Below are 24,593 nucleotides of genomic sequence, written 5' to 3' on the forward strand. Positions count from 1 at the left end.
GGCTCATGAGCCGAGCCATTCGGCCAGTTCCTCGGGCCCGGGCGGCTGCACGCCGCGGCGCAGCAGCGCGGCGTGCAGCGCCAGGACCAGTTCCGGGCGTTCCACCAGGAGCGACGTTCGCGAGTCCGCCGCCAGGCCCAGCCCGATCCAGGCTTCCGGGCTCGGCGTCGAGCGGCGGTAGAGGTGCCGGGCCTTGGCGGTGTCCTGTGACACCAGCGCCGCGTCGGCGGGCGTGGCGTCGGTTATCCCGAAGGGGCTGGTCGCGCCCGTCTCCAGCGCGGCGCACGCCTGCTTGAACGCCTGCTGGTCCGTGCACCGCAACCGGGCCAGCCAGATCCGCGCGTTGCCCGGCAGGCTCGGGCGGCTCGCGCCCATGCGCGCACCGGGCAGTGCCGGCGGGGACAGGCCGGCCGACCAGCGGCGGGCCAGCTCGTCGGCGTCGCCCGGCCGCACCACGAGGTGGGCCGCTCGCCAGCCGGCCACCAGGTCGCGGCAGCACAGCTCCGCCAGCCGGGCGCCAGGGCCGTTCACCTGCTCGGCCCACAGCGGGTGGGCGGCGTCTGCGAGCGCGGTGACGATGCGGCCGCCTGCCTCGGTCAGGCCGGTGGCCCCGCCCAGCGCGGCCAGTGCCGTGCGCAGCTGCCAGCGGTGGAAGGCGAACTCGAAGTCGGCGCGGTCGCCGTCCTGCTTCCGCCGGGCCTGCCAGAAGGCGGTGACGCCGGCGAAGGCGTGCGCGCCGTAGAGCAAGCCCCGCAGTGGGCGTGGGTCCCCTCGCCAGGGGGCGAAATAGGTCGGCTCGGGGCCCTCAGGCGCGGGAGCGAGCAGCGGCATCAGCTCGTCGACGGTGCTGAGGAGCTGGTGCCGCACCTCGTGCACCAGCGTGACGGCGAGCGAGGCGGCGTCGGCCGGCAGCGACATCGTGACCGCCCCGTAGGCGTCCGGCACCGTCGCGCTGACCACGCGCAGCGTGCTGGGCCCGTCGACGGGCACCAGGGAGCGCACGGTCGCCGTCACCGCCCGGTACGCGCCGGGATGGCGCTCCTTCAGCAGCTCGACGGCCGCACCCAGCAGGTCGCGCCAGCGGCCGAGGTCCTCGGCGGCCAGCGGGGCCGGGTCGTGCAGGCCCCGGAAGTCGCGGTGGGGGGAGAGATGGTCGAGGGCCACGCGGCGCCCGCCGTCCGCCGGTTCGGCCACCGGCAGCGGTGACCAGCCCTCCACCGGACGGGACACGTCGTCGGGCAACCGCAACGATCCGCTGTCGCCGAAGACGACCGTGCCGTGCGCGCGGCTCTCCACGCCCACGACCGGCCACTCGCCACGTCCCACCGCCCCCGTGAGGCCCAGGGAGGGCAGCCAGAGCCGTCCTCTCCTGGCCGGGACCCGTAAGGAGCAGCGCATGCCCGCGCGAACGGCCGCGGCGGCGGCCATCGAGCCGAACAGCCTCGCGCAGGCCCCCGCGACGGTCTCCGCCGGACCGGGCACGGCGCCCTGCGCGACCGTCCGCAGCAGGTGGAAGGCGCAGGCGCCGACGGCGGGGTCGCGCAGCACCTCCTCCACGGCCTCCGGCGAGCTGCGTTGCGCTGCCGTCAGCACCGACCAGGACACGGTCAGCGGGGTGGGCGGAATGTCGTCACGCCGCGGCCTGGGCTGGGCGGCATGACCGAGCTTCAGCAGGGCCGCGAGCGCCGTGAGCAGCCGGCTGCGCTGCGCGGATTCGAGCACGGCCAGATCGGCTGCGCTCACGTCGCCGGTGGCCACGGCCACGAGTGTGGGAATCGGAACCCGGTAGGGCTCAGGTCTGATCAAGAGCGGTGATGGCCGTGCTCGGCACCGTCACGGGCACGGTTCCGCACAGGGCCGCCATACCGCTCTCGCACAACGGGGTCGCGTGGTCGGTCAGCCGGCCGCACAGGGTGGCGATGGCTCCCTCCAGCCCACTGATCTCTCGCAAGGCGTCCAGAGGCACCTGCGTCAGGTCGATGAGGTGCGACTCCAAGCAGGCATTGGTCTCCGTCGCAAAGGTCATGAATCCATGGTGACTCACGTCTCAACGCCGGGGAAGCCTTCGCGTCACGGAACTTGCGCCGTCCGGCGGTCAGGCCGGACGGCGGGCGCGGTTCAGCACGAGGACGCCGAGGACGACGGCGGCCAGGCCGAGGATCAGGTCCAGGTAGCCGCCGACGATGCCGTAGCCGGTGCCCGGACCGCCCTTGGCGGCGCCGATGACCCAGCCGCCGATGACGATGCTGGTCACCCCCGCGACCAGGGCGACGACGGCCCCGCGCTTCCCGGTAGCGGCCACGGTCCCGGTCCCGGTGCCGGTGCCGGTGCCGGTGCCGGGGGTGGCGCGGCGGCGGAGGCGGCCGGTGGAGCGGGCCAGGGCCAGGCCGCCGGCGGCGACGCCGGCCAGGCCCAGCCCGGCGGCGATCAGGGACCACATCCGGCCGGTGGTCATGGCGTACGCGGCGACGGGGTCGGCCTGGGCCGCGAGCAGGTGGTCGATGAACATGGCGGGGTTCCCTTCGGCTGGACGTCAACGTGGAAGAGCATGGCCGCCGGGCCCGCCGCCGGTCGTCCGGCGGGAGCGGGCTTGTCGGGGTGCCGCCGGCGCCGCAGCCGGCTACCGCACGGGCGGCAGGCGGGTACGGGCGTACCGCGTCCGCGGTAGGCGGCGGGTGATCCTCCGGCCGGAGTCGCACGGCCGGACATGCGGCTATGGTGCGCGTATGAGCACAAGGCGGCTCGGCGTCGGGGCCGGGGTGATCGACTGGCTGATCGCGGCCGGCGTGGCGGCGGCGCTGGTGGTCACCGGGTTGTCCGGCCAGCCGTCCGCCACCCCTCTCGCGCCGCTCGGCTACGCGCTGCTGGCGGCGGGCGGACTGGCGCTGGCCGCACGCCGCCGGGCGCCGGTGCCCGTCCTGGCCGTGACGGGGTTGTGCGCGGTGGGGTACCAGGCGGCCGGGTTCGACGTGCCGGCGGTGGCGTACCTGTTCGCGGTGTACGCGGCGATGCGGGCCGGGCGACGGCTGGTCACCGTGGCCGCGAGTGTGATCGTGCTGGCCCTGCTGCCCCTGGCCGCGATGGCCTCCGGCCTGCACGACACGGGCGAGGCGTTCGCGCAGGCCAGGGGCGCGCTGGAGCTGGCCTGGCTGGTCGCGGCCGGCGCCGCCGGTGAGGCGTTGCGGCAGGCGGAGGGACGGGCGGAGGAGGCCGAGCGTACCCGGGAGGAGACCGCGCGGCGGCGTGCCGACGAGGAGCGGCTGCGCATCGCGCGGGACCTGCACGATTCGCTCACCCACCAGATCTCGGTCATCAAGGTGCAGGCCGAGGTGGCCGTGCACGTGGCCCGCAGGAAGGGGGAGCAGGTGCCGCAGGCGCTGCTGGTGATCCAGGAGGCCGGACGCGAGGCGACCAGGGAGCTGCGCGCGACCCTGGAGGCGCTGCGCGACGACACGACTGCGCCGCACGGCCTGGACCGGGTCCCCGAGCTGCTGGAACGGGCCCGGACCACCGGCCTCGACGCGACGCTGACGATCGAGGGACAACGGCGGGACGTCCCGGCCGCGGTGGACCGGACCGCGTACCGGATCGTCCAGGAGTCCCTGACCAACATCGCCCGGCACGCCGCCGCCGCGACCGCGCAGGTCCGCATCGACTACCGTCCCGACGCGCTGGCGATCCGCGTGGACGACGACGGCACGGCCACGCCGGACGCCGCCCCCGTGCCCGGCGTGGGCCTGATCGGGATGCGTGAGCGCGTCACCGCGCTCGGCGGCAGCCTGCGGGCGGCGCCGCGCGGCGCGGGCGGCTTCACCGTCCAGGCCGAGCTGCCGATGGACCGCACGCCGTGATCCGGGTCCTGCTGGTGGACGACCAGCCGCTGCTGCGCGGCGGGTTCCGCGCGCTGCTCGACCTGGAGGACGATATCGAGGTGGTCGCCGAGGCCGCCGACGGGGCGCAGGGCCTGGCCCTGGCCAGGGAGCACCTGCCGGACGTCGCGCTCATCGACATCCAGATGCCGGTCGTGGACGGCATCGAGGCGACCCGCCGCATCGCCGCCGACCCGGCGCTGGCCGGCGTGCGCGTCGTCATCCTGACCAACTACGGCCTGGACGAGTACGTCTTCAACGCGCTGCGCGCCGGCGCGGCCGGGTTCCTCGTCAAGGACGTCGTGCCGGAGGACTTCCTGCACGCCGTGCGCGTCGCGGCCCGCGGTGACGCGCTGCTCGCGCCGTCGATCACCCGCATGCTGATCGACCGGTACGTCACCCGCCCGCCCGCCGCCACCGCCGGCGAGGAGCTGCGGGAGCTGACCAACCGCGAGCGCGAGGCCGTCGCCCTGGTCGCGCGCGGGCTGTCCAACGACGAGATCGCCGCCCACATGGCGATCAGCTCGATGACCGCCAAGACCCACGTCAACCGGGCGATGGCCAAGCTGCGCGTGCGCGACCGCGCCCAGCTCGTGGTCCTGGCCTACGAGTCGGGCCTGGTGACGCCGCGCACCGCGTGACGCGCCGGGAGTCACCGGTTCAGGAGCGCTCGCGCACCACCGCGACGGTGCAGCGCGCGTGGTGCAGGACGCCGCGCATGACCGACCCGAGCACGAACGAGCCCAGCCCGCTCCTGCCCTGCGAGCCGAGCACCAGCAGGCCGGCCCGGTCGCCCGCGGCGACGAGCGTCTTGACGGGGTGGCCGCACTGGACGTCGGCGATCACCCTGACGCCGGGATGGCGGTCCTGCCACGGGGTGAGCTGCTCCCTGGTGACGCGCAGGTGGCTCTCCCGAAGGGCCTCGATGTCGCAGGAGAAGTCGGGCGCCAGCGCGAACGGCAGCGGCCAGGCGTGCACCGCCCGCAGACCGACGCCGCGCAGCTCGGCCTGCCGGAAGGCGTAGTCGAGGGCCGGCTCGCAGGCGGGGGAGCCGTCCACGCCGACGACGACCTCGTCGTGGGAGGCGGCGTCCCCGTCCCGGACGACGACCACCGGGCCGGGCGCCTGACCGGCCACGCTCATGCTGACCGAGCCGAGCACGGCGCCGGCGAAGCCGCCCGCCCCCTTGCGCCCCACCACCAGCTCGGCGGCCTCGGCCGCCTGCTCCCGCAGGACGACCGACGCCTTCCCGGCCATGACCCGGGTGCTCACCTCGACCGTGGGCCGGCGTTCGCCGGCGATCTGCTGCGCCTCGGCCAGGATCCCCCGCGCGCGTTCGGTCATCGAGCTCTCCCACTCGACGGCGGCGATCTGCGGCACCTGGTACGGCCAGGTCTCCACCACGGACACGATCCGCAGCGCGGCCCCCGCCCTGAAGGCGTCGTCGGCAGCCCACGCCACGGCGTCGAACCCGGACGGCGATCCGTCGACACCCACCACGACCAGCTCAGACATCGCTCTTACCTCCCTTACTCATTCAGCCGTCCGGCAGGTGAGCGGACAGGATCGCCAGCCCCAAAACTTGGAGAAATCTGGCGGCGAGGGCGATCCAGGACGGCTCCGCACGGCTTCCGGCCCGCGAACTTGGGCTTTCTTCGCCCGCTCCTGACTTTGGGCAGGCCGGGGCCGAGGAAGATCCACGGCCGGGAGGCAGCATGCCGGGACGGATCATGGTCGGCGTGGACGGGTCCGCGCCGTCGGACGCCGCGTTGGGCTGGGCCGCCGACGACGCGGCGCGTACGGGGGCGGAGTTGCACATCGTGCACGCCCTGGACCGCCAGCCGTACAGCGTCGGCAGGTTCCCCGACTTCGGGCAGTGGAACAACCTGCTGCTGGCGGCGTCCAGGGTGCTGGAGCGGGCCGAGGCGGCCGTCCGGGCGCGGCAGCCGTCCGTGCCGGTGCACGCCGAGATCGTGGAGGGGACGCCCGCGGCCGTCCTGCAGGATCAGGCGCGGCGGGCGGACGAGCTGGTCATCGGCAACCGGGGGCTGGGCGGGTTCGCCGGCGCGCTGCTGGGATCGGTGACCATGCAGGTGGCCGGTCAGGTGCGGTGCGCCGTGGTGGTGGTGCGCGCGGACCCGCCGGAGCGGGTCGGCGAGATCGGCGTCGGGATCGACGACTCCGACGTCTGCGAGCCGGCCATCGGCTACGCCTTCGAGCAGGCGAGGCTGCGCGGCGCCCGGCTGCGATTGATCCACGCCTGGCAGATTCCGGTGCACGCCTTCGCCCCGGAGATCGCCTACGACGTGGACGAGGTCCGGGCCGCCCAGCGCGAGGTGCTCCGGACCAGGACGGCCGGATGGCGGGAGCGGCATCCCGAGGTGACGATCGTGGAGGACGTGCAGAGCGCGCACCCGGTCGAGGCGCTCACCGGGGCGCCCTGCGACCTGCTGGTGGTCGGCTCCCGCGGCCGGGGCGCGTTCGGCTCGCTGCTGCTCGGCTCGGTCAGCCGAGGGGTGCTGCACCACGCCCGCTGCCCGGTCGCGGTGATCCGCCCCGCCGACGACCCCGGGGCCGGCGAGCGGCCGTGAGGGATGGCGGGCGCGATCTGGGCCCGCGAGCGGTGGTGAAGGACGGCCGGTGCGGTCAGCGCCCGTGAGCCGCGGTGACGGAGCTCGGGGTGGTCAGGGGCTGCGCCGCCGTCCCCAGTCCTCGCCGGCCCGTGCCCACTGGACCTCCCACTCCCGGTACCGTCGCCGATCCGTCCAGCACCGGAACGCCGCGAACCCGCCCGCGGCGGCCAGGGAGATCACCGACATGAGCAGGAGGCCGGTCACCACGCCTCTCGTCCGCAGGACCGTACGGGGGGTGGGCGGCGGCACGGGCCGGCCGGCGGCGTCGATCCACAACGGGACCGTCGAACCGGCCCTGGCCACGCCGGGGACCGGCACCGGGCCGCTGCGCGCCGCGCCCGAGGACGTGGTCCAGCTCGCCATCGCCCGCTGCTCGCCCACCGGCATCTCGGTGAGGGCGACGCGGGCGGCCGGCGCGTCGGCCAGCAGCGTCGCTCTGACCTGGTGCCGCCCCACGGCGTGCGTGCTCTCCTCGTGCAGCGCGCCCTCGTAGGCCAGCCGGCCCACGAGGACGGCGGGCCAGACGCCCGCCAGCACCACGAGCCCGGTCACCAGCACGGCGAGCGCCTCCAGCCGGTCGGAACGGCGGCGCAGGGGATTGCCGTCGGGACGGTACAGGCGTACGCGCCGGGCCAGCAGGTCGATCAACGCTTTCAACGGGCACCTCCTTGAAGCACTGTGCGGGTGCCCCGGCGGGGGGCGGCAGGGGCGGGCGGCTCTTGACGGGAGGACCTTCGTCCCGGGTCGTCAGGACGGACGGGGCGGCCCCGCGTTCGGCTCACGGAGGACAAGGCGTGGTCACCCCGCCATCATGAACGAACCAAGAGATCAACATGGCCGTTCTCCTGGGAAGACGCGCCAAGAGACGCCCCGGCCGGCCTCAGCCGGGCTCCAGCGAACGGGGGATCGAGTCCGACGGCCCGGCGGGATGCCCGGTACGCCCCGCCGCGTCATAGATCTTGACCCACCGGATGGCCGGGAACTGCTTGAGCGTCGGCCTGATCTGGTCGGCGACGGTGAAGGCCGATCCGCCGCCGTCGACCGGGCCGGTCAGGTGGACCCTGGCGATCCCGTCCGCGATGGTCAGCCTGCCGAAGCCGGTGGCCCCGGAGCTGACGAAGCGCAGGCCGCGCGCCCGCTCGGCCTCGGTCGGGCCGGCGAACAGCCGTTGCAGCGCGCCGTAGGCGGTCGCCGGCGCGGCCACCGGGCGGGTCACCGACGCCGTGCGCGGGCTCCGGCTGCCGGCGTCGAGGAAGTGGTCGCGTACGGGCACGGTCCGGTAGGACGTGGTGAGGTCGACGACGACCCGGCTCGGCCGGGTAAGCGTGCGCACCTGGTAGGGCACGCGTCTGGCCAGGCCGACGCCGAAGGTGAGCGTGGCCTCGAAGTCGCCGGTGTTGACGACCTGGACGACGCCGGGCAGTGCGTAGGTCCGGCGGGTGGGGCCGTAGGTGACCCGGCCCCGGCGGTCGTGGCCGTCGGCGTGGTCGAAGCGGACCTGGAGGAGGGCGTCGCCGACCGCGCCGACCGTGCGTCCGGAGCCGTCGGCGATCAGCCGGGAGACGTAGCGCACGTCGTGCCGGGCCGGGACCGGGCCGCGGAACTCGAAGACCAGCCGGTCCAGGCCGGGCAGGTGCGCGGCCCGGATGCCGACCAGGACGGGGACGGCGGCCTGTCGCGCGGCCCGCGCGGGTGAGGCCGGCACGCCGGTGACGGTCACCGCCATGGCGACGGCGAGGAGGGAGCGGATCGGGACCATGGTCATCATCTCTTTCCCGTGAACGATCCTGGTCCCAGACTGACGCGCGCGACCCCGGGGCGACACCGCCGGACGTCCTGAACTCCGTGGCCTTCCGGCTTCTAGAATCCGCGGGCATGGGGACTGACAGGCTGCGCCGCAAACCGTACGAGAAGGAACTTCTCCGCCTCCAGGCGGAGCTGGTGGAGGTGCAGGAGTGGGTGCGGGCCGAGGGGCGGCGCGTCGTGGTGATCTTCGAGGGGCGCGACGCCGCGGGCAAGGGCAGCACGATCAAGCGGGTCGCCGAGTACCTGAACCCGCGCGTCGCCAGGATCGCGGCGCTGCCCGTCCCGACCGACCGGCAGCGGTCGCAGTGGTACTTCCAGCGGTACGTCGAGCACCTGCCGGCCGCGGGGGAGATCGTGCTGTTCGACCGGAGCTGGTACAACCGGGCCGGGGTCGAGCGGGTGATGGGGTTCTGCACGCAGGAGGAGTACACGCGCTTCCTGCACCAGTGCCCGATCTTCGAGAGGCTGCTGGTCGAGGACGGGATCCTGCTGCGCAAGTACTGGTTCTCGGTGAGCGACGCCGAGCAGGAGCGGCGCTTCCGCGACCGGCTGGCGGACCCGATGCGCCGGTGGAAGTTGTCGGCGATGGACCTGGAGTCGATCACCAGGTGGGAGGAGTACTCCCGGGCCAAGGACGAGATGCTGGTGCACACCGACATCTCCGAGGCGCCCTGGTACGAGGTGGAGAGCGAGGACAAACGGCGGGCCAGGATCAACATGATCGCGCACCTGCTGTCCACGATCCCCTACCGGCGGGTCGAGCGGGCGCCGCTGGAGATCCCGCCGCGACCGGCCGCCACCGGCTACCGGCGTCCGCCGCGCCGCCCCGGAGGGTACGTCCCCGACGTCACGGCCGGCCTCTGAGCTCGGGGCGCCCGTCCGGGGGGCTCCGCGCCGATCAAGGAAATCCGGCGTACCGGACTTGATCCTCCCTTGTGGGGGAAAAGATGATTGTCTTTGCTTGTGTCCGGTGATCTGCTCGACGTCGTCCTGGTCGTTCTGGTGGTCGGGTTCGGCGTGGCGGGGTTCCGGCAGGGGTTCGTCGTCGGGGTGACGAGCTCGATCGGGTTCGTCGCCGGATGCGTGCTGGGCATCGCCGTCGCCCCCGCCGTGACGAACGCGCTCGTGACCGGCGACATCGCCCAGACGGCCCTCGCGGTCGTCATCGTGTTCCTGGTCGCGCTGGCCGGCCAGTTCGCCGCGTCCACGCTGGGGGTGCGGTTACGCACGTACCTGCGCGGCGAACCGGCCCGGATCCTGGACTCCCTGGGCGGCGGGCTGGTCAACGCCACGTTCGTGCTGCTGGTCGCCTGGCTCCTGGGCAGCCTGCTGGTGTCCGGCCCGTGGACGCTGGTGGTGGAGCAGATCCGAGGCTCGGCGCTGCTGTCCACGCTCGACGGGGCGGCGCCCGAGGCGGCGCGGAACTGGCAGCGGCCCTTCAAGCGGTTCATCGACCGGTCCGACTTCCCGCCGGTGCTCGACACGATCGCCGGGATGAGCCCCGTCCGGGTGCCGCCGCCGGACGTGGCCGTGCTGCGCAGCCCGGCGCTGCGGCAGGCCAGGGCGGGCATCCTGCAGGTCCAGGGGACGGCCTCCGCCTGCGGCAAGCGCATCACCGGCACCGGCTTCACGTACGCGCCCGACCACATCATGACCAACGCCCACGTCGTGGCCGGGGTGGACACGGACCTGCAGGTGGTCGACCACCAGCAGCGGCCGCACCCGGCGCAGGTCGTCTGGTACAACCCCCGCCGGGACGTCGCGGTCCTGTACGTCCCCGGCCTCGGGCTGCCCGCGCTCTCCTTCGACACCCGGGCCAGGGAGGGCCAGGACGCGCTGGTCGCCGGCTACCCGAACGGCGGCGGCTTCACCCCGGAGCCCGCCCGCGTCGCCGAGCGGCAGCGGGCCGGCAGCCCCGACATCTACCACGCCTCGCAGGTGACCAGGGACGTCTACCTGGTCCGGGGCAAGATCCAGCAGGGCAACTCCGGCGGCCCGCTGCTGGCCGTGGACGGCCGCGTGCTGGGCGTGATCTTCGCCGCCGTCGCCGGCCAGGTCGAGACCGGCTACGCGCTGACCGCCGGCGAGGTCGCGCCCGACGCCCGCCAGGCGGCCACGGCCACGACCCCCGTCAGCACCCAGACCTGCGACTGACCCCCGCCCGCCCGCGGCGACGGCGCTCAGCCCGCCGGCGGCAGCGGGTCGAAGGCGTGCCCGGCCCACAACCGGCGCGACGCCTCCTCCGGGTACGCCGCCGTGCCCGGCTCGGCGTCGATGATCCAGGTCAGCCGCTCGCGCGGCTCGTACGCCGGCCAGCCCGGGTCGCCGGTCGCGGCGAAGGCGGTCCACGCCGCCCGCACCCGGGCCGACAGCTCGGCGGCCTCCGGTGGCGGCTCCTGGCCGAGCAGCAGCCCGGCCACGCCCGCCGTCAGGTTGCCGAACGTCAGGGGCAGGCCCAGCCCGTGGCAGGCGCCGAGCGTCCCGCCCATGCCGGGGGCCGGCCAGGTCAGCTCGTACAGGTGGGCCCGGCCGTGCCCGCCGTGGGCCTCGGCCAGCCGCAGGGACGGCATCCGGAACAGCCAGTCGGAGTGGACCAGCTCGTACAGCCGCTCGTCGCCGGCCTCCGGATGGGCGGCCCGGTAGGCCGCCGGGTCGGGGGCCAGCGCCCGCAGCGCGGCGGCCGCCTGCTCGGCGGTGACCTGGCCGAGCTCGCCGCCGAGCGCCATGAACAGCCGGTACTCGTCGCGGTTGTGCCCCACGAGCAGGTCCACCCCGCCTGCCGGTGACCGCCAGGGCGTCGCGGGCAGCACCTCGCCGTCCACGACCGGCGCGAACGGCGTGCGGACGTGCGCGGCCAGGCCCCAGCGCGGGCTGCCGCCCATGCCGGCCGCCACCGCGTCGCCGGCCTCGATCAGCCGTTCCGGCGGCAGGCCCGCCAGCTCGCCCGCGTGCGGGGCCGTCCCCAGCTCGGCGGCCACCGCGGCGGCTAGATCGGCGGCCAGCTCGGGGGTGAAGAACAGGCCCGGCACGCTCTGCGCGATCGCCCGGTGGAACAGGCCGGCCGCGGCGGGCATCGTCATCAGCGCCGCGATGCTCCCGGCTCCGGCGGACTCGCCGAAGACGGTGACCCGGTCGGGGTCGCCGCCGAAGGCCGCCGCGTTCTCGCGCACCCAGCGCAGGGCGGCCACCTGGTCCAGCAGGCCGCGGTTGGCGGGCGCGCCGCGGAAGTGCCCGAAGCCCTCGGCGGAGACCCGGTAGTTGACGGTGACCACGACGACGCCGTCCCGGGCGAGCACGCCGCCGTCGAAGAGCGGGTCGCCGGACCAGCCGTACATGTAGCCGCCGCCGTGGATCCACACCATCACCGGCAGCCGGGCCGCGCCCAGGTCAGGGGTCCACACGTTGGCCGTCAGCCAGTTCCCGTCCGTGCCGGCGCCGCCAGGGGCGCCCAGCAGCCTGGACTGCGGCGGCGGTGGGCCGAACGCGGCGGCCTCGCGCACGCCGTCCCACGCCTCGGGCGGCGCCGGGGCGGCCAGCCGCAGGGCGCCCACCGGCGGGCGCGCGTAGGGCACGCCCCGGAAGACGGCCACGCCGTCCTCGATCCGGCCGCGCAGCCGGCCCGTACGCACGGTGACCTGCGGATGAGCGGTTCCGGCGGTGCTCATGGCATGCTCCTCGCCCGGGGGGGACGGCTCCGACGGCCGTGCGCGGCCATCCTCACCCCGGACGCGGGCCGGCCGCATCCCGTTTTCGACGGCCGCGCCACGGTGCGCAGGCATGGGACGGCCAGGTGCGGGTATGCGGTGCGGATCTCCCGCCCCGGAAGGAGCCGCCGGAATGTCTGACCGCATCGCCGATCCGTGGGGTTCGCGCACGCCGTACGGGCCGCGCGAGGACGGCAGCGCCGAGAGCTGGCCGGTCCGGGTGGACGCCTGCCTGGAGGAGGGGCTGACCGAGCAGGACGTCGAGTCGTGGGCCCAGTCGGCCTCCGTCCTGCACTCCAACGGCGACGCGATGGACATCGCGGTCAAGGACGGACGCATCGTCGGCGTGCGCGGCCGTGCCGTGGCCCGGTCGAAGGAGCTGCTGCGCGGCCCCGGCGGATGGGGGCACGCCCCGGCGGTCAGCCGTCGAAGACGATCAGCTGGCGCAGGGCGGCGCCGTCGGCGAGCTGGTCCATCGCCTCGTTGACGGCCGCCAGGCCGATCCGGGCCGAGACCAGCCGCTCCACCGGCAGCCGGCCCTCGCGCCACATCCGCGCGAACACCGGGATGTCGCGGGCGGGCAGCGCCGAGCCCAGGTAGCTGCCGATGATGCTGCGCCCGCCGGCCACCAGGGCGAGCGGCGAGATCGAGGCGCGGGCGCCGGGCGCGGGCAGGCCCACGCTGACGGTGCGGCCGCCGGGGGCCGTCGCGGTCACCGCGGTCTCGAACGCCCGCGCGCTGCCCGCCGCCTCCACCACGACGTCCGCCTGGCCGGGCAGGTCGTCCGGGCCGTACACCTCGTGCGCGCCCAGCTCGCGGGCGGTGGCGAGCTTGGCCGGGTTGGCGTCCACGCCGATCACCCGGACGTCGTCGAGGGCCAGCGCGGTGAGCAGCGCCGCCATGCCGACGCCGCCCAGCCCGACGACCGTGACCGTCTGCCCGGGGCGCGGCCGGCCGGCGTTGAGCACGGCGCCGCCGCCGGTCAGCACGGCGCAGCCGAGCAGGGCGGCGACCTCGGCCGGCACGTCGGGATCGACCGGGACGACCGAGCGCCGGTCGACCACCACGTGCGTGGCGAACGCCGACACCCCGAGGTGGTGCAGCACCGGGGCGCCGTCCCTGTGCTGGCGGACCGCGCCGCTCAGCAGGGTGCCGTCGTTGTTGGCGGCGCTGCCCGGCACGCAGGGCGTCACGCCCTCGGTGGCGCAGCCGGCGCAGCCGCCGCACCTGGGCAGGAAGGTCATCACGACGCGCCGCCCGGGGGCGAGGTCGTCCACGCCGGGGCCGGTCCGCTCCACCACGCCCGCCGCCTCGTGGCCGAGCAGCATGGGCACGGGACGCACCCGGTTGCCGTCCAGCACCGACAGGTCGGAGTGGCACACGCCGGCCACCTCCACCCGCACCAGCAGCTCGCCCGGCCCCGGCGGATCGAGTTCGAGGTCGCAGACCGTCAGCGGCCGCGACTTCGCGTAGGGCCGGGACCGGCCGATCTCCTCCAGGACCGCGCCGCGAATGCGCATCAGTTCGCCCTTCTTCGTGTCGAGAGGTTGGCCAGCAGCACCCCGCAGCCGCCCAGGACGAGCCCGGCCACGGCGAGCGGGGGCAGCGGCTGCCCGGCCAGCGACCAGGCCAGGACGGCGGTCACGGCCGGGGTCAGGAAGAACACCGTGCTCACCCGGCTGGCGGGGGAGCGCAGCAACATCCGGTTGAGCAGGATGAACGCCGCGATGGAGTTGACCAGCGCCATCCAGCCGACCGACAGCCCGAACGCCGTCCAGTCCGACACCCGGACCGGGCCGAGCGCCAGGCAGGCCAGCCCGGCGGCGGGGGCGCTGACCAGCAGCTGCACCGCGGTGCCGCTCAGCGCGTCCATGCGGGGGGCGTAGCGCTGCTGGTAGAGGGTGCCCGCGCTGAGCCCGGCCAGCCCGAGCAGGCACAGCGCCACCCCGGAGGCGGACAGGCTGATCCGGTCGGCCACCGCCAGGACCACCCCGGCCAGGCCGAGCGCGAACCCGGCCCACTGCCCGGCGCCGACCCGCTCGCCCAGCACCCGGCCGACCAGCAGGATGACCACCGGGTTGAGCCCCTGCACGAGGGACACGACCGCGGCCGGCAGCCCTTCGCCGAGCGCGCTGTAGAAGGCGCCGAACTGCATGGCCTGGATCAGCAGGCCGGCCACGGCCACGTGCGCCAGATCCCGCCCCCGGGGCCACGGCACCCGCCTGACCAGCGCGTACGCCCCCAGCAGCACCCCGGCGACGGCGAACCTGCCGAACATCAGCAACAACGGCGGAGCCGCCCTGACCCCCGGGATGCCCGCGATGAACGCGCTGCTCCACAGGACGACGAACACCTCGGGCGCCACCGGCCACCGCCTCCCGGCGCGCCGGACGGGCGCCGCAGGGGCGGCGGTCTCCCGCACGCGGGCAGGCGTCATCGCAAGGTCCTTCCGGATGAAGACGGATCAGGAGGCGCGCAGGGCCGAGCGGCGCAGCCCCCACAGCTCCTCGTCGGAGGTGCACACGCCGACGGCCCCGTGCCGCAGCGCCTCCACCACGTCGTCCGCGCTCTGCACGAACCCCGCGGCCAGGCACGGCACGCCGACCGCCCGCACCTGCCGCTCGACGTGCCGCAACACCATGGCCGGCATGAGCTGCACCAGGTCGGGCCGCGACCGGGTGATGGACTGCAGGCTGCGCCGCAGGTTCGACCGGTCGGTGACGAACACCTTCTGCATGGTCAGCAGCCCGAGCCCGGTGGCCCGCTCGATCATCGCCTGCCGCGTGGAGACGACCCCGACCGCGCCGATGCCCTGCAGGTACGCCAGCGCCCCGGGATCGTGCCCCAGGCCGGGGGTCGAGTCGATGTTGACGAACCCGATCTTCCGGGCGTCCACCGTGCGCTTGACCGTGGCAGCCAGGTCGCCGAGCGGGATGGAGGCCAGGATGCCGATCGGCGTGGGGGAGGAGGTGAACCGCTCGACCATCTCCACCCCCACCAGCGACGCGGCGACGGGATGCTCGGCCAGCGCGGCGAGCAGACGCTGATCCAGCGGGGCCTTGTGTCGAGAGTTCACCGCATCCACCTTAGTGCGCCGTGTTTTCGAAGGGCGCGGGCAGCCCCAGCTTGCCGGGGTTCATGATGCCCCGCGGGTCCAGCGCCTGCTTGACCGCCACCAGCGTGGGGTAGCCGCTGCCCAGCGCGTCCCGCATGTACGGCGAGCGCAGCAGGCCGACGCCGTGGTGGTGGCTGATCGCCGCGCCGTGCCTGACGAGCACCTCGGCGGCGGCGTCCCAGGCGGCCCGGTACCAGGCGCGCCGCTGGTCGCGTTCGACGTCGCCGCGCAGCGAGAAGTACAGGCACGCGCCGTCGGTGTAGGCGTGCGACTGGTGGGCCGAGGCGCGCAGCGTGCCGGGGACGGCCTCGATGGCGGCCACGACCTCGTCGTACAGGGCGGGCAGCGCGGCCCACGGCCCGGCGATCTCGCAGGTGTCGGAGACGAACCCCGGCCCCCGGACGAAGCCGTCGGCGGCCTTGCCGACGATCATCCGCTCGTCCAGCCAGCGGGCGAAGACGGCCGCGCCGTCCAGTTTCACCGACGCGCGTTCGGCGCAGACCTCGTCGGCGATCTTCATGACGGCGTCGACCAGCACCGGGTCGCCCTCGTCGGCGACCAGCAGCAGGTTGGTGCCGGGCTCGCCGAAGTGGGTGCCGCTCTCGTGCGCGTCGTACAGGCGCAGCGCGGCCGGGGTGGCGCCGCGCTGCAGGATCTCCCGGCACGCGTCGAGCCCGGCGGCGAAGGTGTCGAAGCCGTAGGCGATGCCCACCGCGTAGTCGGGCAGCCGGTGCGTACGCAGCCGCAGCCGGGTGATGACGCCGAGCGTGCCCTCCGAGCCGATGAACAGCTGCCGCAGGTCGGGGCCCACCGCGGCGCGCGGGTAGGTGCCGTAGCTGGCGGTGGTGCCGTCGGGCAGCACCACGTCCAGCCCGACCACCATGTCCTCGATCTTGCCGTAGCGGGTGGAGAGCTGGCCCGCGCCGCGGCAGGCGGCCCAGCCGCCGACGGTGGAGATGGCGAACGCCGACGGCCAGTGGCCGGTGGTGGCGCCGTGCGTCTCCTGCAGCTCCTTCTCGAACAGGTCGCCGAACATGCCCGCCTGCACCTCGACGATCATGGATTCGGCGTCGAAGGACAGGATGCGGTTGAGCCGGCACACGTCCAGCACGACGCCGCCGTGCACGGGCAGCGCGGCGCCCAGCACGTTGCTGCGGCCGGCCGAGACGGTCAGCGGGATGCGGTGCTCGTGGCAGATCCGCACCACGGCGGCCACCTGCTGCTCGTCGTCCACCTCGACGACGACCGCCTCCGGCGTGGCCGGGCGGCCGTCGGTCTCGCCGATGGAGGTGCCCGCCCACCAGTCGCGGGTGCGCAGGATTACTTCGTCCCGGTCGGTGTGCACGGCGGCGCCGAGCGCGCGCAGCTGCGCCACCACGCTCTCGGGGACCGGCACGACCTGGCCCTGCAGGCTGGCCGGGCCCTTGCCCGGCGGGCAGTCGGCGGCCCAGCGCGGCGGCGTGGGCGCGCCCACGACGTAGTCGCCGCGGTTGAACGGGTGCGTGACGGTCTGCCTGCTGATCATGAAAGTCCCTCCATCAGAACGCTCTTCTCGCGGTCCACGCCGCGCACGTAGTCCTCGACCTGCCGGGCCACCTCGTCGTCGGAGAGGCCGAGCTCGCGCTGGAGCAGCCGGCCCACCTCGGGGGCCGCCTCGACCGACAGGTCGCGGGCGAACACCCGCATCCGGGTGCGCCGCGACAACACGTCGTCCACGTTCCTGGCCAGCTCGCAGCGGGCCGCGTAGACCACCTCGGCCCGCAGGTACTCGCTGCCCTCGACGACCGGTTCGGCCAGCGACGGGTCCTCGGTGATCAGCTCGGCGACGAACCGGGCCTCGGTGCCGTACCGCTCGCCCAGGTGGGCGCCGAGCCCGCCGGTCGCGGTGGTCGCCTCGGCGTCGTAGCCAGCGCCGCCGAGCAGCGGCAGCCGCGCGGTGCGGCAGCGGGCCTTGCGGCCGAGCACCTTCAGCGCCTCGTCCACGGCCAGCTCGCCCATGTGCCTGCTGGTGGTCAGCTTGCCGCCGGTGACCGTGACCAGGCCGAAGCCGTCGGTGATGATCCGGTGGTCGCGGCTCATGTCGAGCGTGGCGCCCTCCTTCTCGCCGACCAGCGGGCGCAGGCCGGCGATCGAGCCGATCACGTCGTCCGGGGTGAGGTCGGCGTCGAAGGCGGTGTTGGCGCCGTCGAGCAGGTACTGCATCTCCTCGCGGGTGCACAGCACCTCGTCGGGCGAGCCGTCGTAGTCGGTGTCGGTGGTGCCGACCACGACCACGTCGCCCCAGCGGGTGCAGGTGGCGCGGCGGGCCCGGCCGGGCACCGGGACGGTCACGGTGCCGTCCACCGGCAGCCGCGTCCACGGCACCACGATGTGCACGCCCTTGGCCGGACGCACCCGCGGCCGGTGCGCCGGGTCCGACAGCGCGTCCAGGGTGTCGGTCCACACGCCGGTGGCGTTGACGACGACCCCGGCGCGCACCTCGACCGTGCGGCCGTCCACCTCGATGCGGGCGCCGCGCACCCGGCCGCCCTCCTTGACCAGCTCGCGGCAGGTGGCGCCGTTCAGCACGGTCGCGCCGAAGTGGGCGGCGGTCCTGGCGATGGTCAGGGTCAGGCGGGCGTCGTCGGTGCGGCTGTCGTAGTAGAGCAGGCCGCCCTTGAGCCGGTCGGCGCGCAGCCGCGGCGCCCTGGCCAGCACCTCGGCCACGCTGAGCCGCTGGTGCAGCCGGCCGATGCGCCAGCCGCCCGCCAGGTCGTAGGTCCACAGCAGGCCCTCGAAGGCCTTGGCGATGCGGGCGTCGAAGACGCCGTCCTCGGCGAGGATCGGCAGCACGAACGGCAGCCGTCGCACCAGGTGGGGCGCGTTGCGGCGGAAGCGCTGGCGCTCCAGCAGCGAGCGGCGCACCAGCGGCAGGTTGCCCTGCTCGATGTAGCGCAGGCCGCCGTGGACCATCTTGGAGGACTTGGAGGAGGTGCCCGAGGCGAAGTCGTCGCGTTCCACCAGCGCCACGCGCAGGCCGCGGGTGGCGGCGTCCAGCGCGGCGTAGCAGCCGGTCACGCCGCCGCCGACGACGAGCACGTCCACCGGCTGCGCGGCCAGCCGCTCGATCTGCGCCTGACGGTCCAGCCGCAGCGGGGTGCGCCGGATGGCGCTCCTGGTCTCCGATCTGGGCTTGCGTTCTGGAAGCCGGATCACGAGGGGGATTCCTCCTGTTGGTACGAGATGTGCCGGGTGAGCAGGTCACGCCAGGCGGCGCGGGCCTCCTCGCGGGCGGCGTCGGGCAACGTGGGCTCGAAGACGGGGACGTCCCCGAGCCCGGCGAGGGCGGCGGGCAGGTCGGGCCAGAGCCCGGCGCGCACGCCCCCGAGGTAGGCGGCGCCGCGCAGGCTGGCCGTCTCGTTGGCGCGGGCGCGGCGGACCGGCCGTCCGACGAGGTCGGCCTGGCTCGCCATCAGCACGTCGCTGCTGGCCAGGCCGCCGCCGCAGAACAGATCGGTGACCGGCGCGCCGAGCGCCTGCTCCACCCCGTCCAGCAGGTCGCACACCGAGTGCGCGATGCCCTCCAGGACGCCCCGGGCCAGCTCGGCCCGGGTGGTGGACAGGCTGAGCCCGGTCAGGACGCCGGTGGCCTCGGGTGACCAGACCGGGGTGCGCATCCCGGCCAGCGCGGGCAGGAAACGCACCCGGCTCGGCCCGGGATGCTCGCGGGCCAGCGCGGTCAGCTGGGCGGGCGAGTCGAACAGCCCGATCTCCTCGCACAACCAGCGCACCGCCGAGCCGGTCGTGGCGGCGTAGCCCTCCAGGCTGAACACCGCCGCGCCGCGCGAACGCCAGCCGACCAGCGTCAGCACCCCCGGCACCGCCCGGCGATGCGCGGGCGGCCGGTCGCCGGCCACGGCGTCCAGGAACGTTCCCGTGCCGTGCACGCACATCGCCTGGCCCGGCCGGTGCGCGCCGAGCGCGATCATCGCGGCGTGCTGGTCGCCCATCACCGACAACACCGGCAGCCGCACGCCGAGCACGTCCGGGTCGGTGTGGCCGTAGTCGCCGTCCTCGTCCAGGATCTGCGGCAGCACGTCGCGGGGGCAGCCGAGGAAGTCCCGCCACGGCTCGTACCAGTCGCCGGTGCGCAGGTCGTAGGCGCCGGCGGCGACCGCGTTGGTGGCGGACATGACGTGCCGCGCGCCGCCGGTGAGCCGCCACACCAGCCAGGTGTCGACCGACCCGAACGCCACCCGTCCCGCCTCGTGCGCCCGGCGCACGGCCGGGTCGTCGCGCAGCACGTCGGCGGCCCACAGCAGCGGGGCGCGCGAGCCGACCGGCCGGCCGGTGTGCTCGACCAGGCGGGCGTCCCAGCCGGGCTCCCATTCGCGCAGCCGGGCGGCGTAGCGGCGGTCCTGCCAGACCACGGCGGGGGTGAGCGGCTCGCCGGTGACGGTGTCCCACAGCAGCACGGTGGCGCGCTGGGTGGCGATCGACACGCCGGTGACCTCGACGTCGTGCGCCCGCGCCCACTCCAGGGCCTGCGCGCAGACCTTGGCGGTCTTCGCCCAGATCTCCATGGCATCCTGCTCGACCCGCAGGTGGTCGGGGGAGTGGACCGAGATGGGCCGGTAGGCGGGCGGGGCCGCCGAGCCGTCGTCCAGGACGACTGCGGCGCGCGTGCCCGTGGTGCCCTCGTCGACGCTGAGGATCCCGCGCCGGGTACGGCCGGTCATCGGCGCTCGTCCCTGTTCCGCAGCGCGATCTCCTCCTCCTCCAGGTTGACCGCCACGCGGGTGGGGTCCCACTTGATCAGCAGGCAGGTGACCAGGCCGACCAGCGGCACCACCGACAGCACCATGAGGCTGGCGCCGACCCCGATGCCCGCCTGCAACTGCGGGAACAGGTACAGGCCGGCGACCGAGCCAAGGCTGCCGAGCATGCCGGTCACGCCGGTGCCCAGGGTGCGGATGTCGCTGCGGTAGGACAGCGCGGCGATCGACTTGCCGTTCGGGCCGGGCCCGGCGGAGTGGAAGAAGATGAACAGCACGGGCAGCAGCGCGGCCAGCGCGACCGGCAGTTCCTTGAACGTCGCGCCCATCACCAGCAGCGCCACGAACACCACCGCGTACCCCGCCATCGAGCTGACCCGCAGGCCGAGGCGGCGGCCGGTGTAGGCCGCCAGGCAGCCGCCGACGATGCCGACCGCGTTGAACGCCATCGACCCGATCGTGGCCTTCTCGAACTCCTTGCCGAACAGCTCCAGGCTGATCACCGGCAGGTACCAGCCGACCGCGAAGTACTGCATGGCCTGGGTGAGCGAGATGACCGTGGACAACACCGTGCGCGGCAGGTACGGCCGGCGGAACAGCACGCCCGCGTCACCGAAGCCCACCTGCCGGCCCTGCTCGGCCGCGACGCCGTCCCGCCCGGCGTCCTCCTGGACGGCGAAGCCGTACATGCGGCGCAGGGCCGCGGCGGACTCGCGCAGCCGTCCCTTGGCGGCCAGCCACGTCGGGCTTTCCACCAGGAACGTGAGTTGCAGGACCAGCAGCACGACGGCGAAGACGGCCGAGGAGCCCACCGACCAGCGCCAGATGTCCGCGCCCACGTCGAAACGGTAGAACACCAGCGTGAGCAGCAGGTTCGTGGTGGTGGCGGTGTACCAGACGCCTTGCCAGAAGTTGAGCCTGCCCTTGAGCGCGGACGGCGTGTACTCGGCCAGCAGCGCCATGGCCACCGCGAAGTCGATGCCGTACGCGATGCCGACCAGGCCGCGGCCGGCGAAGACGGTCTGGAAGTCGGAGCCGGCCGCGGTCAGCAGCGCGCCGAGCGCGAACACCACCTTGGTCAGCAGCAGCGGCTTGACCCGGCCGATCCGGGCGGCCAGCCAGCCGCCGAACGGGTTGGAGACGATGGCGATGGCCGGCGCCATGGCGGTGAGCACGCCCACCTGGCCCGGCGACAGGCCCAGCTGCTTGACCATGGGGGACAGGCCGGCGCCCAGGGCGGCGTTGGAGTAGGCGTCCAGGAACAGGCCCGCCAGGGCGAGGAACCAGATCCAGTTGGCCCGGCCGGCCAGCCTCGTCAGGGTGTTGATGGCGTCGGCCGCGTCTCCGGCGTTGCGGATCAGCGTGACCGAGGTGTTCTGCACGGGGGCGTCGCTCATGCCCAGCCGCCTTTCAGGGGGGTGTGATCCCTTGCCAGCGGTCCGGGTACGACAAAGGCACAGACGAAGACCACTGACAGGGATCTCTTCGTCTGTGCCTGCCGATTGACGGGACACTATGTGCCGGTTGTCCGGTATGTCAAGCAGTCGGGGTCGTATCGCCGCAGCTCGCACGCCCCTGCCCGGTGCGCCGGCCGGTCAGGAATACCGGATCTCCCACCAGCCGCGGGTGCACGACCACTTGCCCGCGGCCTTCACGCACGCCCGGAACTTGCGGCCGTTCGGGGCGTCCACCGCGTACGACGTGACGCTGCGGCGTCCGCCGCCCCTGACGACCGCATGGCAGGCGTGGTAGGTGCGGCCCCCGTCGTCGGTCCAGTCGATGGAGATCCGGTCGCCGGAGCGCAGGCTGGTGCCCCACGCCCACCACACGTCCCGGCCGCGGTAGACGCCGCCGGCCTCGTACAGGTAGACCATGCCGCGGCGGCCCTTGGCCTTCGCCATGCGGTGCCAGGTGTTCCTGGGCACGTCCCGGCTCACCCGCAGCCGCGCGCCGCACGAGTAGTTGATCGGCCCGGCGGCCTGCGTCCGTGACACCTGCCGGGCGTCCTGTGCCGCGGCGCCGGCGGGCGAGGCGACGGTCAGGAGGCCGCCGGCCACCACCGCGGCGACCGCCAGGGCTCGAAGGTCACGCATGTGCTCCCCCTTGGTGCGGAATCGTGTGATCGCAACCTAGGGGGGCCGGTGTTGAGGATCCGTTGAGCCCGTGTTGACCTCCGCCGGGGTCCGCGCCGCCGCCGGTCAGGCGCCTGGAGGTTCCCGGGTCCCGTCCAGGTCGGCGCGGACGATGCCGTACATCACGCCGTCCCGCCACTCGCCGGCGCGGAAGCCGCCGCCGCGCAGCACGCCCTCCCGGGTGAACCCGGCCTTCTCCAGCGCCCGCTGCTCGGCCACGTTGCCGAGCTCGGTGGTCGCCTGCACCCGGTTGACCGGCGAGTGGTCGAACAGGTAGCGCGCCAGCAGCCGCTGCGCCCGCGTCCCGTGCCCCTTGCCGCGGAAGCCGGGCGCCACGATCAGGCCCATCTCCCAGCAGTACGACACCCGTGAGGTGAGTTGTCTGCGCCACGACACGAGGCCCGCCCGCTCCTCGCCGGAGGCGATCACGAGCATGCCGCCGTCGTCGCCGAGCATGCCGTTGTCGTCCCAGAGGCGGCGCAGGCGGTGGGGGTCCTGCCAGCCGTACCACTGGTACTCGCCGCTGCTGTCCGGGTCGCCGATCAGCCGGGTCAGGAACGCCAGGTCGTCCTCCCGGACGGCACGCAGTTCAATCGTCATGATCGCGACACTATGTGACAGGTGCGACGTCGGCGCGGGCCCGGCGTCCGGCCCGCAGCGCCAACGCCAGCGCCGCCAGCAGCGCCGCGCCCGTGAACGGCAACCACGACAACCCGGACGGCGGCCCGAACGTCCCGCCCGCCCCGGCACGGTCGAGCACCGCGGCCACCGCGAGCGCGGGCACCGCCTGGGCCGCTCCCGAGACGAGCGCGAGCACGGCGAGCCAGGCGACCCGCGCCGCGTTGCCGCGGCGGTACGGCTCGCCCTCGAACACCGACGTCAGCAGCCCCCCGACCAGGAACGCGGCGACGAGCGCGCACAGCCCGCCCACCAGCACGTCCGCCCGGAAGAGCACCTGCTCGGCCGCCGTCGAGTCCCAGACCCGCAGCGGCAGCTCCCCGTCTCCCAGGGAGAGGCCGCGGGGCAGCTTCACCCCGCTCAGCCCGAGCCGCTCGGCGTCCTCCAGGCGGGGGACGACGCGGACGACGATCTCCCCGCCGGCCTGCGTGGCGCCGTTGACGGCGTAGGCGACCCCCCACACCCCCGCGACGGCCCCGGCGAACCTGACCACGTAGAGGGCCAGCCGCACGAACAGACGATCCATGGACGCTCCAAGGAGACGGACCGATGGTTGTTCATCATGCCCGCCGGGACGGCCCCGCGTACAGAGGGCCCCGAATCACTCGCAGGTCCTGGCCTCAGGACTGCAGAACTTCACCTCGGGGACGTCGGCCGACGGCTCGTCCAGCAGGGGCCGGGGCTGCCCGCGCAGGTGCCGGTCGAAGAAGGCGGTGACGTAGGCGCGGGTGACGTCGAGCGCGCGGGCGCCCGGCACGGTGGCGCCGTCCTCGATGCCGAGCTGGTCCATCAGGACGCCCAGGTCGGTGAAGGACGTGTGCGCGGCCCCCGTCAGCAGCAGCCAGCGCTTCCACCCGGTCAGCCGCGCCCAGACGCGCTCCCACGTGGCGGCCGGATCGCCCTTGCCCGGCGTGTACGTGGCGGGCTTGCCCAGGAACAGGAACGGCCGGGACGTCCCGGCCTCCGGGAGCGTCGTCTCCACGCTGCCGTCGAGGTCGATGCCGGCGCGCAGCCGGGTGTCGGCCGCGATCGACGCGACGGCGGCGGCGCCGCCCGCCGAGTGCCCGGCCATGGCGATCCTGGACGGGTCGATCAGGCGGGACCCCTTCCAGGGCGCGTGCGCGCCCGTGAGCCGGTCGAGCACGAAGGACACGTCGGCCGCCCGGCTCTGCTCCAGCTTCGCCCACCAGGCCGGGCCCTTGTCGTCGATCTCGCAGGTGACGCAGGTGGTGACCCGGCCGTCCGGGAAGGAGGTGGCGACGTTCTCGTAGGTGTGGTCGACGGCGGCCACCACGTACCCGTGGCTCGCCAGTTCCTCGGCCAGGGCCGTGAGCTCGGTGCGGGGCTTGCTGTGCCCGGGGGACAGGACGACGAGGGGCAGGCTGCGGGGGCGTCCGGCGGGGCGGGCGTCGGTGAAGGCGTTGGTCCGGGTCCTGCTCAGGGTGTCGGCCGGGAGGTGGGTGATCCCGCCGTCCTTGAGCAGCAGCTCCGATGCCTTGGCCGTCATGTACGGGGCGCGCCGGCGGCCCGGCGACCTGGCCGGGTACCAGAGGGAGACCATGAGCTCGCGCGCCTTGACCGAGGGGACCCAGGGGTCGGGGCGCGAGGTGTCCTTCAGGTACAGGGACGTGGTGCCGACCGGCCGGGAGCCGGTGGGGGCAGGCAGGTACGTCGCGGGCGCGGGCGCCGCCGATGCCGACGCGGCCGACGGGGCCGACGCCACGGACGCCGCCGCCGGCGAGCCGTGCACCAGCCCGGCGGCCAGGACGACGGCGAGCCCGGCGACGGCCGCGGTCCCGCCGGCCCGGTTCGTTCCGAGGTGCTTGATCATGCACCGCAATATACTCCGAGAGTATATACGCGGTGTATAAGGGAGCGGAGTGCGGGACACCGTAGGGAGGA

Annotated in this window: 24 protein-coding genes; 6 read left to right on the forward strand and 18 right to left on the reverse strand. The window is 74.6% G+C overall.

Features of this window, described 5'->3' with window-relative positions; all coding sequences use genetic code 11:
- Positions 1-3: 3 nt before the first annotated feature.
- From ACFYYW_RS03090 to ACFYYW_RS03100, 3 genes are all read right to left on the reverse strand, one after another.
- On the reverse strand, positions 4-1,758 hold the full coding sequence (locus tag ACFYYW_RS03090) for an aKG-HExxH-type peptide beta-hydroxylase (protein ID WP_387644412.1): 1,755 nt from the start codon (positions 1,756-1,758) through the stop codon (positions 4-6).
- A gap of 34 nt (positions 1,759-1,792) precedes the next feature.
- Positions 1,793-2,026 (reverse strand): hypothetical protein, encoded by a 234-nt coding sequence (locus ACFYYW_RS03095; RefSeq protein ID WP_352327764.1) that lies wholly within the window; start codon positions 2,024-2,026, stop codon positions 1,793-1,795.
- A 69-nt stretch (positions 2,027-2,095) separates the two neighbouring features.
- Positions 2,096-2,509, reverse strand: a complete 414-nt coding sequence (locus tag ACFYYW_RS03100) for a DUF6223 family protein (protein WP_387644416.1) — start codon at positions 2,507-2,509, stop codon at positions 2,096-2,098.
- 217 nt (positions 2,510-2,726) lie between these two features.
- Here ACFYYW_RS03100 and ACFYYW_RS03105 point away from each other — a divergent pair, with 217 nt between their 5' ends.
- Together ACFYYW_RS03105 and ACFYYW_RS03110 are read left to right on the forward strand one after the other, a co-directional pair.
- Complete coding sequence (locus ACFYYW_RS03105; RefSeq protein ID WP_387644418.1) at positions 2,727-3,851, forward strand: sensor histidine kinase; 1,125 nt, start codon at positions 2,727-2,729, stop codon at positions 3,849-3,851.
- On the forward strand, positions 3,848-4,510 hold the full coding sequence (locus tag ACFYYW_RS03110; RefSeq protein ID WP_352327761.1) for a response regulator transcription factor: 663 nt from the start codon (positions 3,848-3,850) through the stop codon (positions 4,508-4,510). Before ACFYYW_RS03105 ends, ACFYYW_RS03110 begins: the two co-directional genes overlap by 4 nt.
- A gap of 19 nt (positions 4,511-4,529) precedes the next feature.
- Here the strand turns inward: ACFYYW_RS03110 and ACFYYW_RS03115 are convergent, their stop codons facing one another.
- Positions 4,530-5,384: a universal stress protein gene (locus ACFYYW_RS03115; protein ID WP_387644422.1), complete on the reverse strand. Its 855-nt coding sequence runs from the start codon at positions 5,382-5,384 to the stop codon at positions 4,530-4,532.
- Between the two features lie 200 nt (positions 5,385-5,584).
- On the opposite strand from ACFYYW_RS03115, the gene ACFYYW_RS03120 reads away from it, so the two are divergent.
- Positions 5,585-6,460 carry a universal stress protein gene (locus ACFYYW_RS03120; protein WP_387644425.1) on the forward strand — a complete coding sequence of 292 codons (876 nt, stop codon included), beginning with the start codon at positions 5,585-5,587 and terminating at the stop codon, positions 6,458-6,460.
- Between the two features lie 93 nt (positions 6,461-6,553).
- Here ACFYYW_RS03120 and ACFYYW_RS03125 read toward each other — a convergent pair whose 3' ends face one another.
- Both ACFYYW_RS03125 and ACFYYW_RS03130 read right to left on the reverse strand, forming a co-directional pair.
- Positions 6,554-7,159 carry a hypothetical protein gene (locus tag ACFYYW_RS03125; RefSeq protein ID WP_387644428.1) on the reverse strand — a complete coding sequence of 202 codons (606 nt, stop codon included), beginning with the start codon at positions 7,157-7,159 and terminating at the stop codon, positions 6,554-6,556.
- A 223-nt stretch (positions 7,160-7,382) separates the two neighbouring features.
- Positions 7,383-8,261, reverse strand: a complete 879-nt coding sequence (locus ACFYYW_RS03130; protein ID WP_387644431.1) for a hypothetical protein — start codon at positions 8,259-8,261, stop codon at positions 7,383-7,385.
- A gap of 116 nt (positions 8,262-8,377) precedes the next feature.
- Between ACFYYW_RS03130 and ppk2 the strand changes: the two genes are divergently transcribed.
- Both ppk2 and ACFYYW_RS03140 read left to right on the forward strand, forming a co-directional pair.
- Positions 8,378-9,172 carry a polyphosphate kinase 2 gene (gene ppk2, locus ACFYYW_RS03135; RefSeq protein ID WP_387644434.1) on the forward strand — a complete coding sequence of 265 codons (795 nt, stop codon included), beginning with the start codon at positions 8,378-8,380 and terminating at the stop codon, positions 9,170-9,172.
- Between the two features lie 99 nt (positions 9,173-9,271).
- Positions 9,272-10,462 carry a MarP family serine protease gene (locus ACFYYW_RS03140; RefSeq protein WP_387644436.1) on the forward strand — a complete coding sequence of 397 codons (1,191 nt, stop codon included), beginning with the start codon at positions 9,272-9,274 and terminating at the stop codon, positions 10,460-10,462.
- Positions 10,463-10,488: 26 nt separating this feature from the next.
- Here the strand turns inward: ACFYYW_RS03140 and ACFYYW_RS03145 are convergent, their stop codons facing one another.
- On the reverse strand, positions 10,489-11,973 hold the full coding sequence (locus ACFYYW_RS03145) for a carboxylesterase/lipase family protein (RefSeq protein ID WP_387644439.1): 1,485 nt from the start codon (positions 11,971-11,973) through the stop codon (positions 10,489-10,491).
- A 172-nt stretch (positions 11,974-12,145) separates the two neighbouring features.
- Here ACFYYW_RS03145 and ACFYYW_RS03150 point away from each other — a divergent pair, with 172 nt between their 5' ends.
- A complete protein-coding gene (locus ACFYYW_RS03150; protein WP_352329894.1) occupies positions 12,146-12,499 on the forward strand; it encodes a hypothetical protein in 354 nt (117 codons plus the stop codon).
- Here the strand turns inward: ACFYYW_RS03150 and ACFYYW_RS03155 are convergent.
- The 11 genes from ACFYYW_RS03155 to ACFYYW_RS03205 all read right to left on the reverse strand — a co-directional run bounded on the left by ACFYYW_RS03155 (position 12,432) and on the right by ACFYYW_RS03205 (position 24,522).
- On the reverse strand, positions 12,432-13,532 hold the full coding sequence (locus ACFYYW_RS03155; RefSeq protein WP_387644443.1) for an alcohol dehydrogenase catalytic domain-containing protein: 1,101 nt from the start codon (positions 13,530-13,532) through the stop codon (positions 12,432-12,434). The two genes, ACFYYW_RS03150 and ACFYYW_RS03155, sit on opposite strands and share 68 nt — an antisense overlap.
- Positions 13,532-14,449 carry a DMT family transporter gene (locus ACFYYW_RS03160; protein WP_387644445.1) on the reverse strand — a complete coding sequence of 306 codons (918 nt, stop codon included), beginning with the start codon at positions 14,447-14,449 and terminating at the stop codon, positions 13,532-13,534. The genes ACFYYW_RS03155 and ACFYYW_RS03160 overlap by 1 nt, the downstream gene beginning before the upstream one ends.
- A 27-nt stretch (positions 14,450-14,476) precedes the next feature.
- On the reverse strand, positions 14,477-15,088 hold the full coding sequence (locus ACFYYW_RS03165; RefSeq protein ID WP_387644448.1) for a glycerol-3-phosphate responsive antiterminator: 612 nt from the start codon (positions 15,086-15,088) through the stop codon (positions 14,477-14,479).
- A 10-nt stretch (positions 15,089-15,098) separates the two neighbouring features.
- Positions 15,099-16,652, reverse strand: coding sequence for an FAD-binding oxidoreductase (locus tag ACFYYW_RS03170; RefSeq protein ID WP_387644450.1), 1,554 nt, complete (start codon positions 16,650-16,652; stop codon positions 15,099-15,101).
- Complete coding sequence (locus tag ACFYYW_RS03175; protein WP_387644452.1) at positions 16,649-18,322, reverse strand: glycerol-3-phosphate dehydrogenase/oxidase; 1,674 nt, start codon at positions 18,320-18,322, stop codon at positions 16,649-16,651. The genes ACFYYW_RS03170 and ACFYYW_RS03175 overlap by 4 nt, the downstream gene beginning before the upstream one ends.
- The gene (locus ACFYYW_RS03180; RefSeq protein WP_387644454.1) at positions 18,319-19,845 is read right to left on the reverse strand and encodes an FGGY family carbohydrate kinase; all 1,527 of its coding nucleotides are present in this window, start codon (positions 19,843-19,845) and stop codon (positions 18,319-18,321) included. Before ACFYYW_RS03180 ends, ACFYYW_RS03175 begins: the two co-directional genes overlap by 4 nt.
- The gene (locus tag ACFYYW_RS03185) at positions 19,842-21,278 is read right to left on the reverse strand and encodes an MFS transporter (protein WP_387644457.1); all 1,437 of its coding nucleotides are present in this window, start codon (positions 21,276-21,278) and stop codon (positions 19,842-19,844) included. Before ACFYYW_RS03185 ends, ACFYYW_RS03180 begins: the two co-directional genes overlap by 4 nt.
- Before the next feature lie 198 nt (positions 21,279-21,476).
- Positions 21,477-21,974 (reverse strand): hypothetical protein, encoded by a 498-nt coding sequence (locus tag ACFYYW_RS03190; protein ID WP_387644458.1) that lies wholly within the window; start codon positions 21,972-21,974, stop codon positions 21,477-21,479.
- Between the two features lie 105 nt (positions 21,975-22,079).
- Positions 22,080-22,613 carry a GNAT family protein gene (locus ACFYYW_RS03195; RefSeq protein ID WP_352327093.1) on the reverse strand — a complete coding sequence of 178 codons (534 nt, stop codon included), beginning with the start codon at positions 22,611-22,613 and terminating at the stop codon, positions 22,080-22,082.
- Between the two features lie 10 nt (positions 22,614-22,623).
- The gene (locus ACFYYW_RS03200) at positions 22,624-23,217 is read right to left on the reverse strand and encodes a hypothetical protein (protein WP_387644460.1); all 594 of its coding nucleotides are present in this window, start codon (positions 23,215-23,217) and stop codon (positions 22,624-22,626) included.
- Between the two features lie 75 nt (positions 23,218-23,292).
- A complete protein-coding gene (locus ACFYYW_RS03205) occupies positions 23,293-24,522 on the reverse strand; it encodes an alpha/beta hydrolase family protein (RefSeq protein ID WP_387644462.1) in 1,230 nt (409 codons plus the stop codon).
- Positions 24,523-24,593 lie beyond the last annotated feature (71 nt).

The sequence above is a fragment of the Nonomuraea sp. NPDC001831 genome, from assembly GCF_042892035.1.
GTDB lineage: Bacteria > Actinomycetota > Actinomycetes > Streptosporangiales > Streptosporangiaceae > Nonomuraea.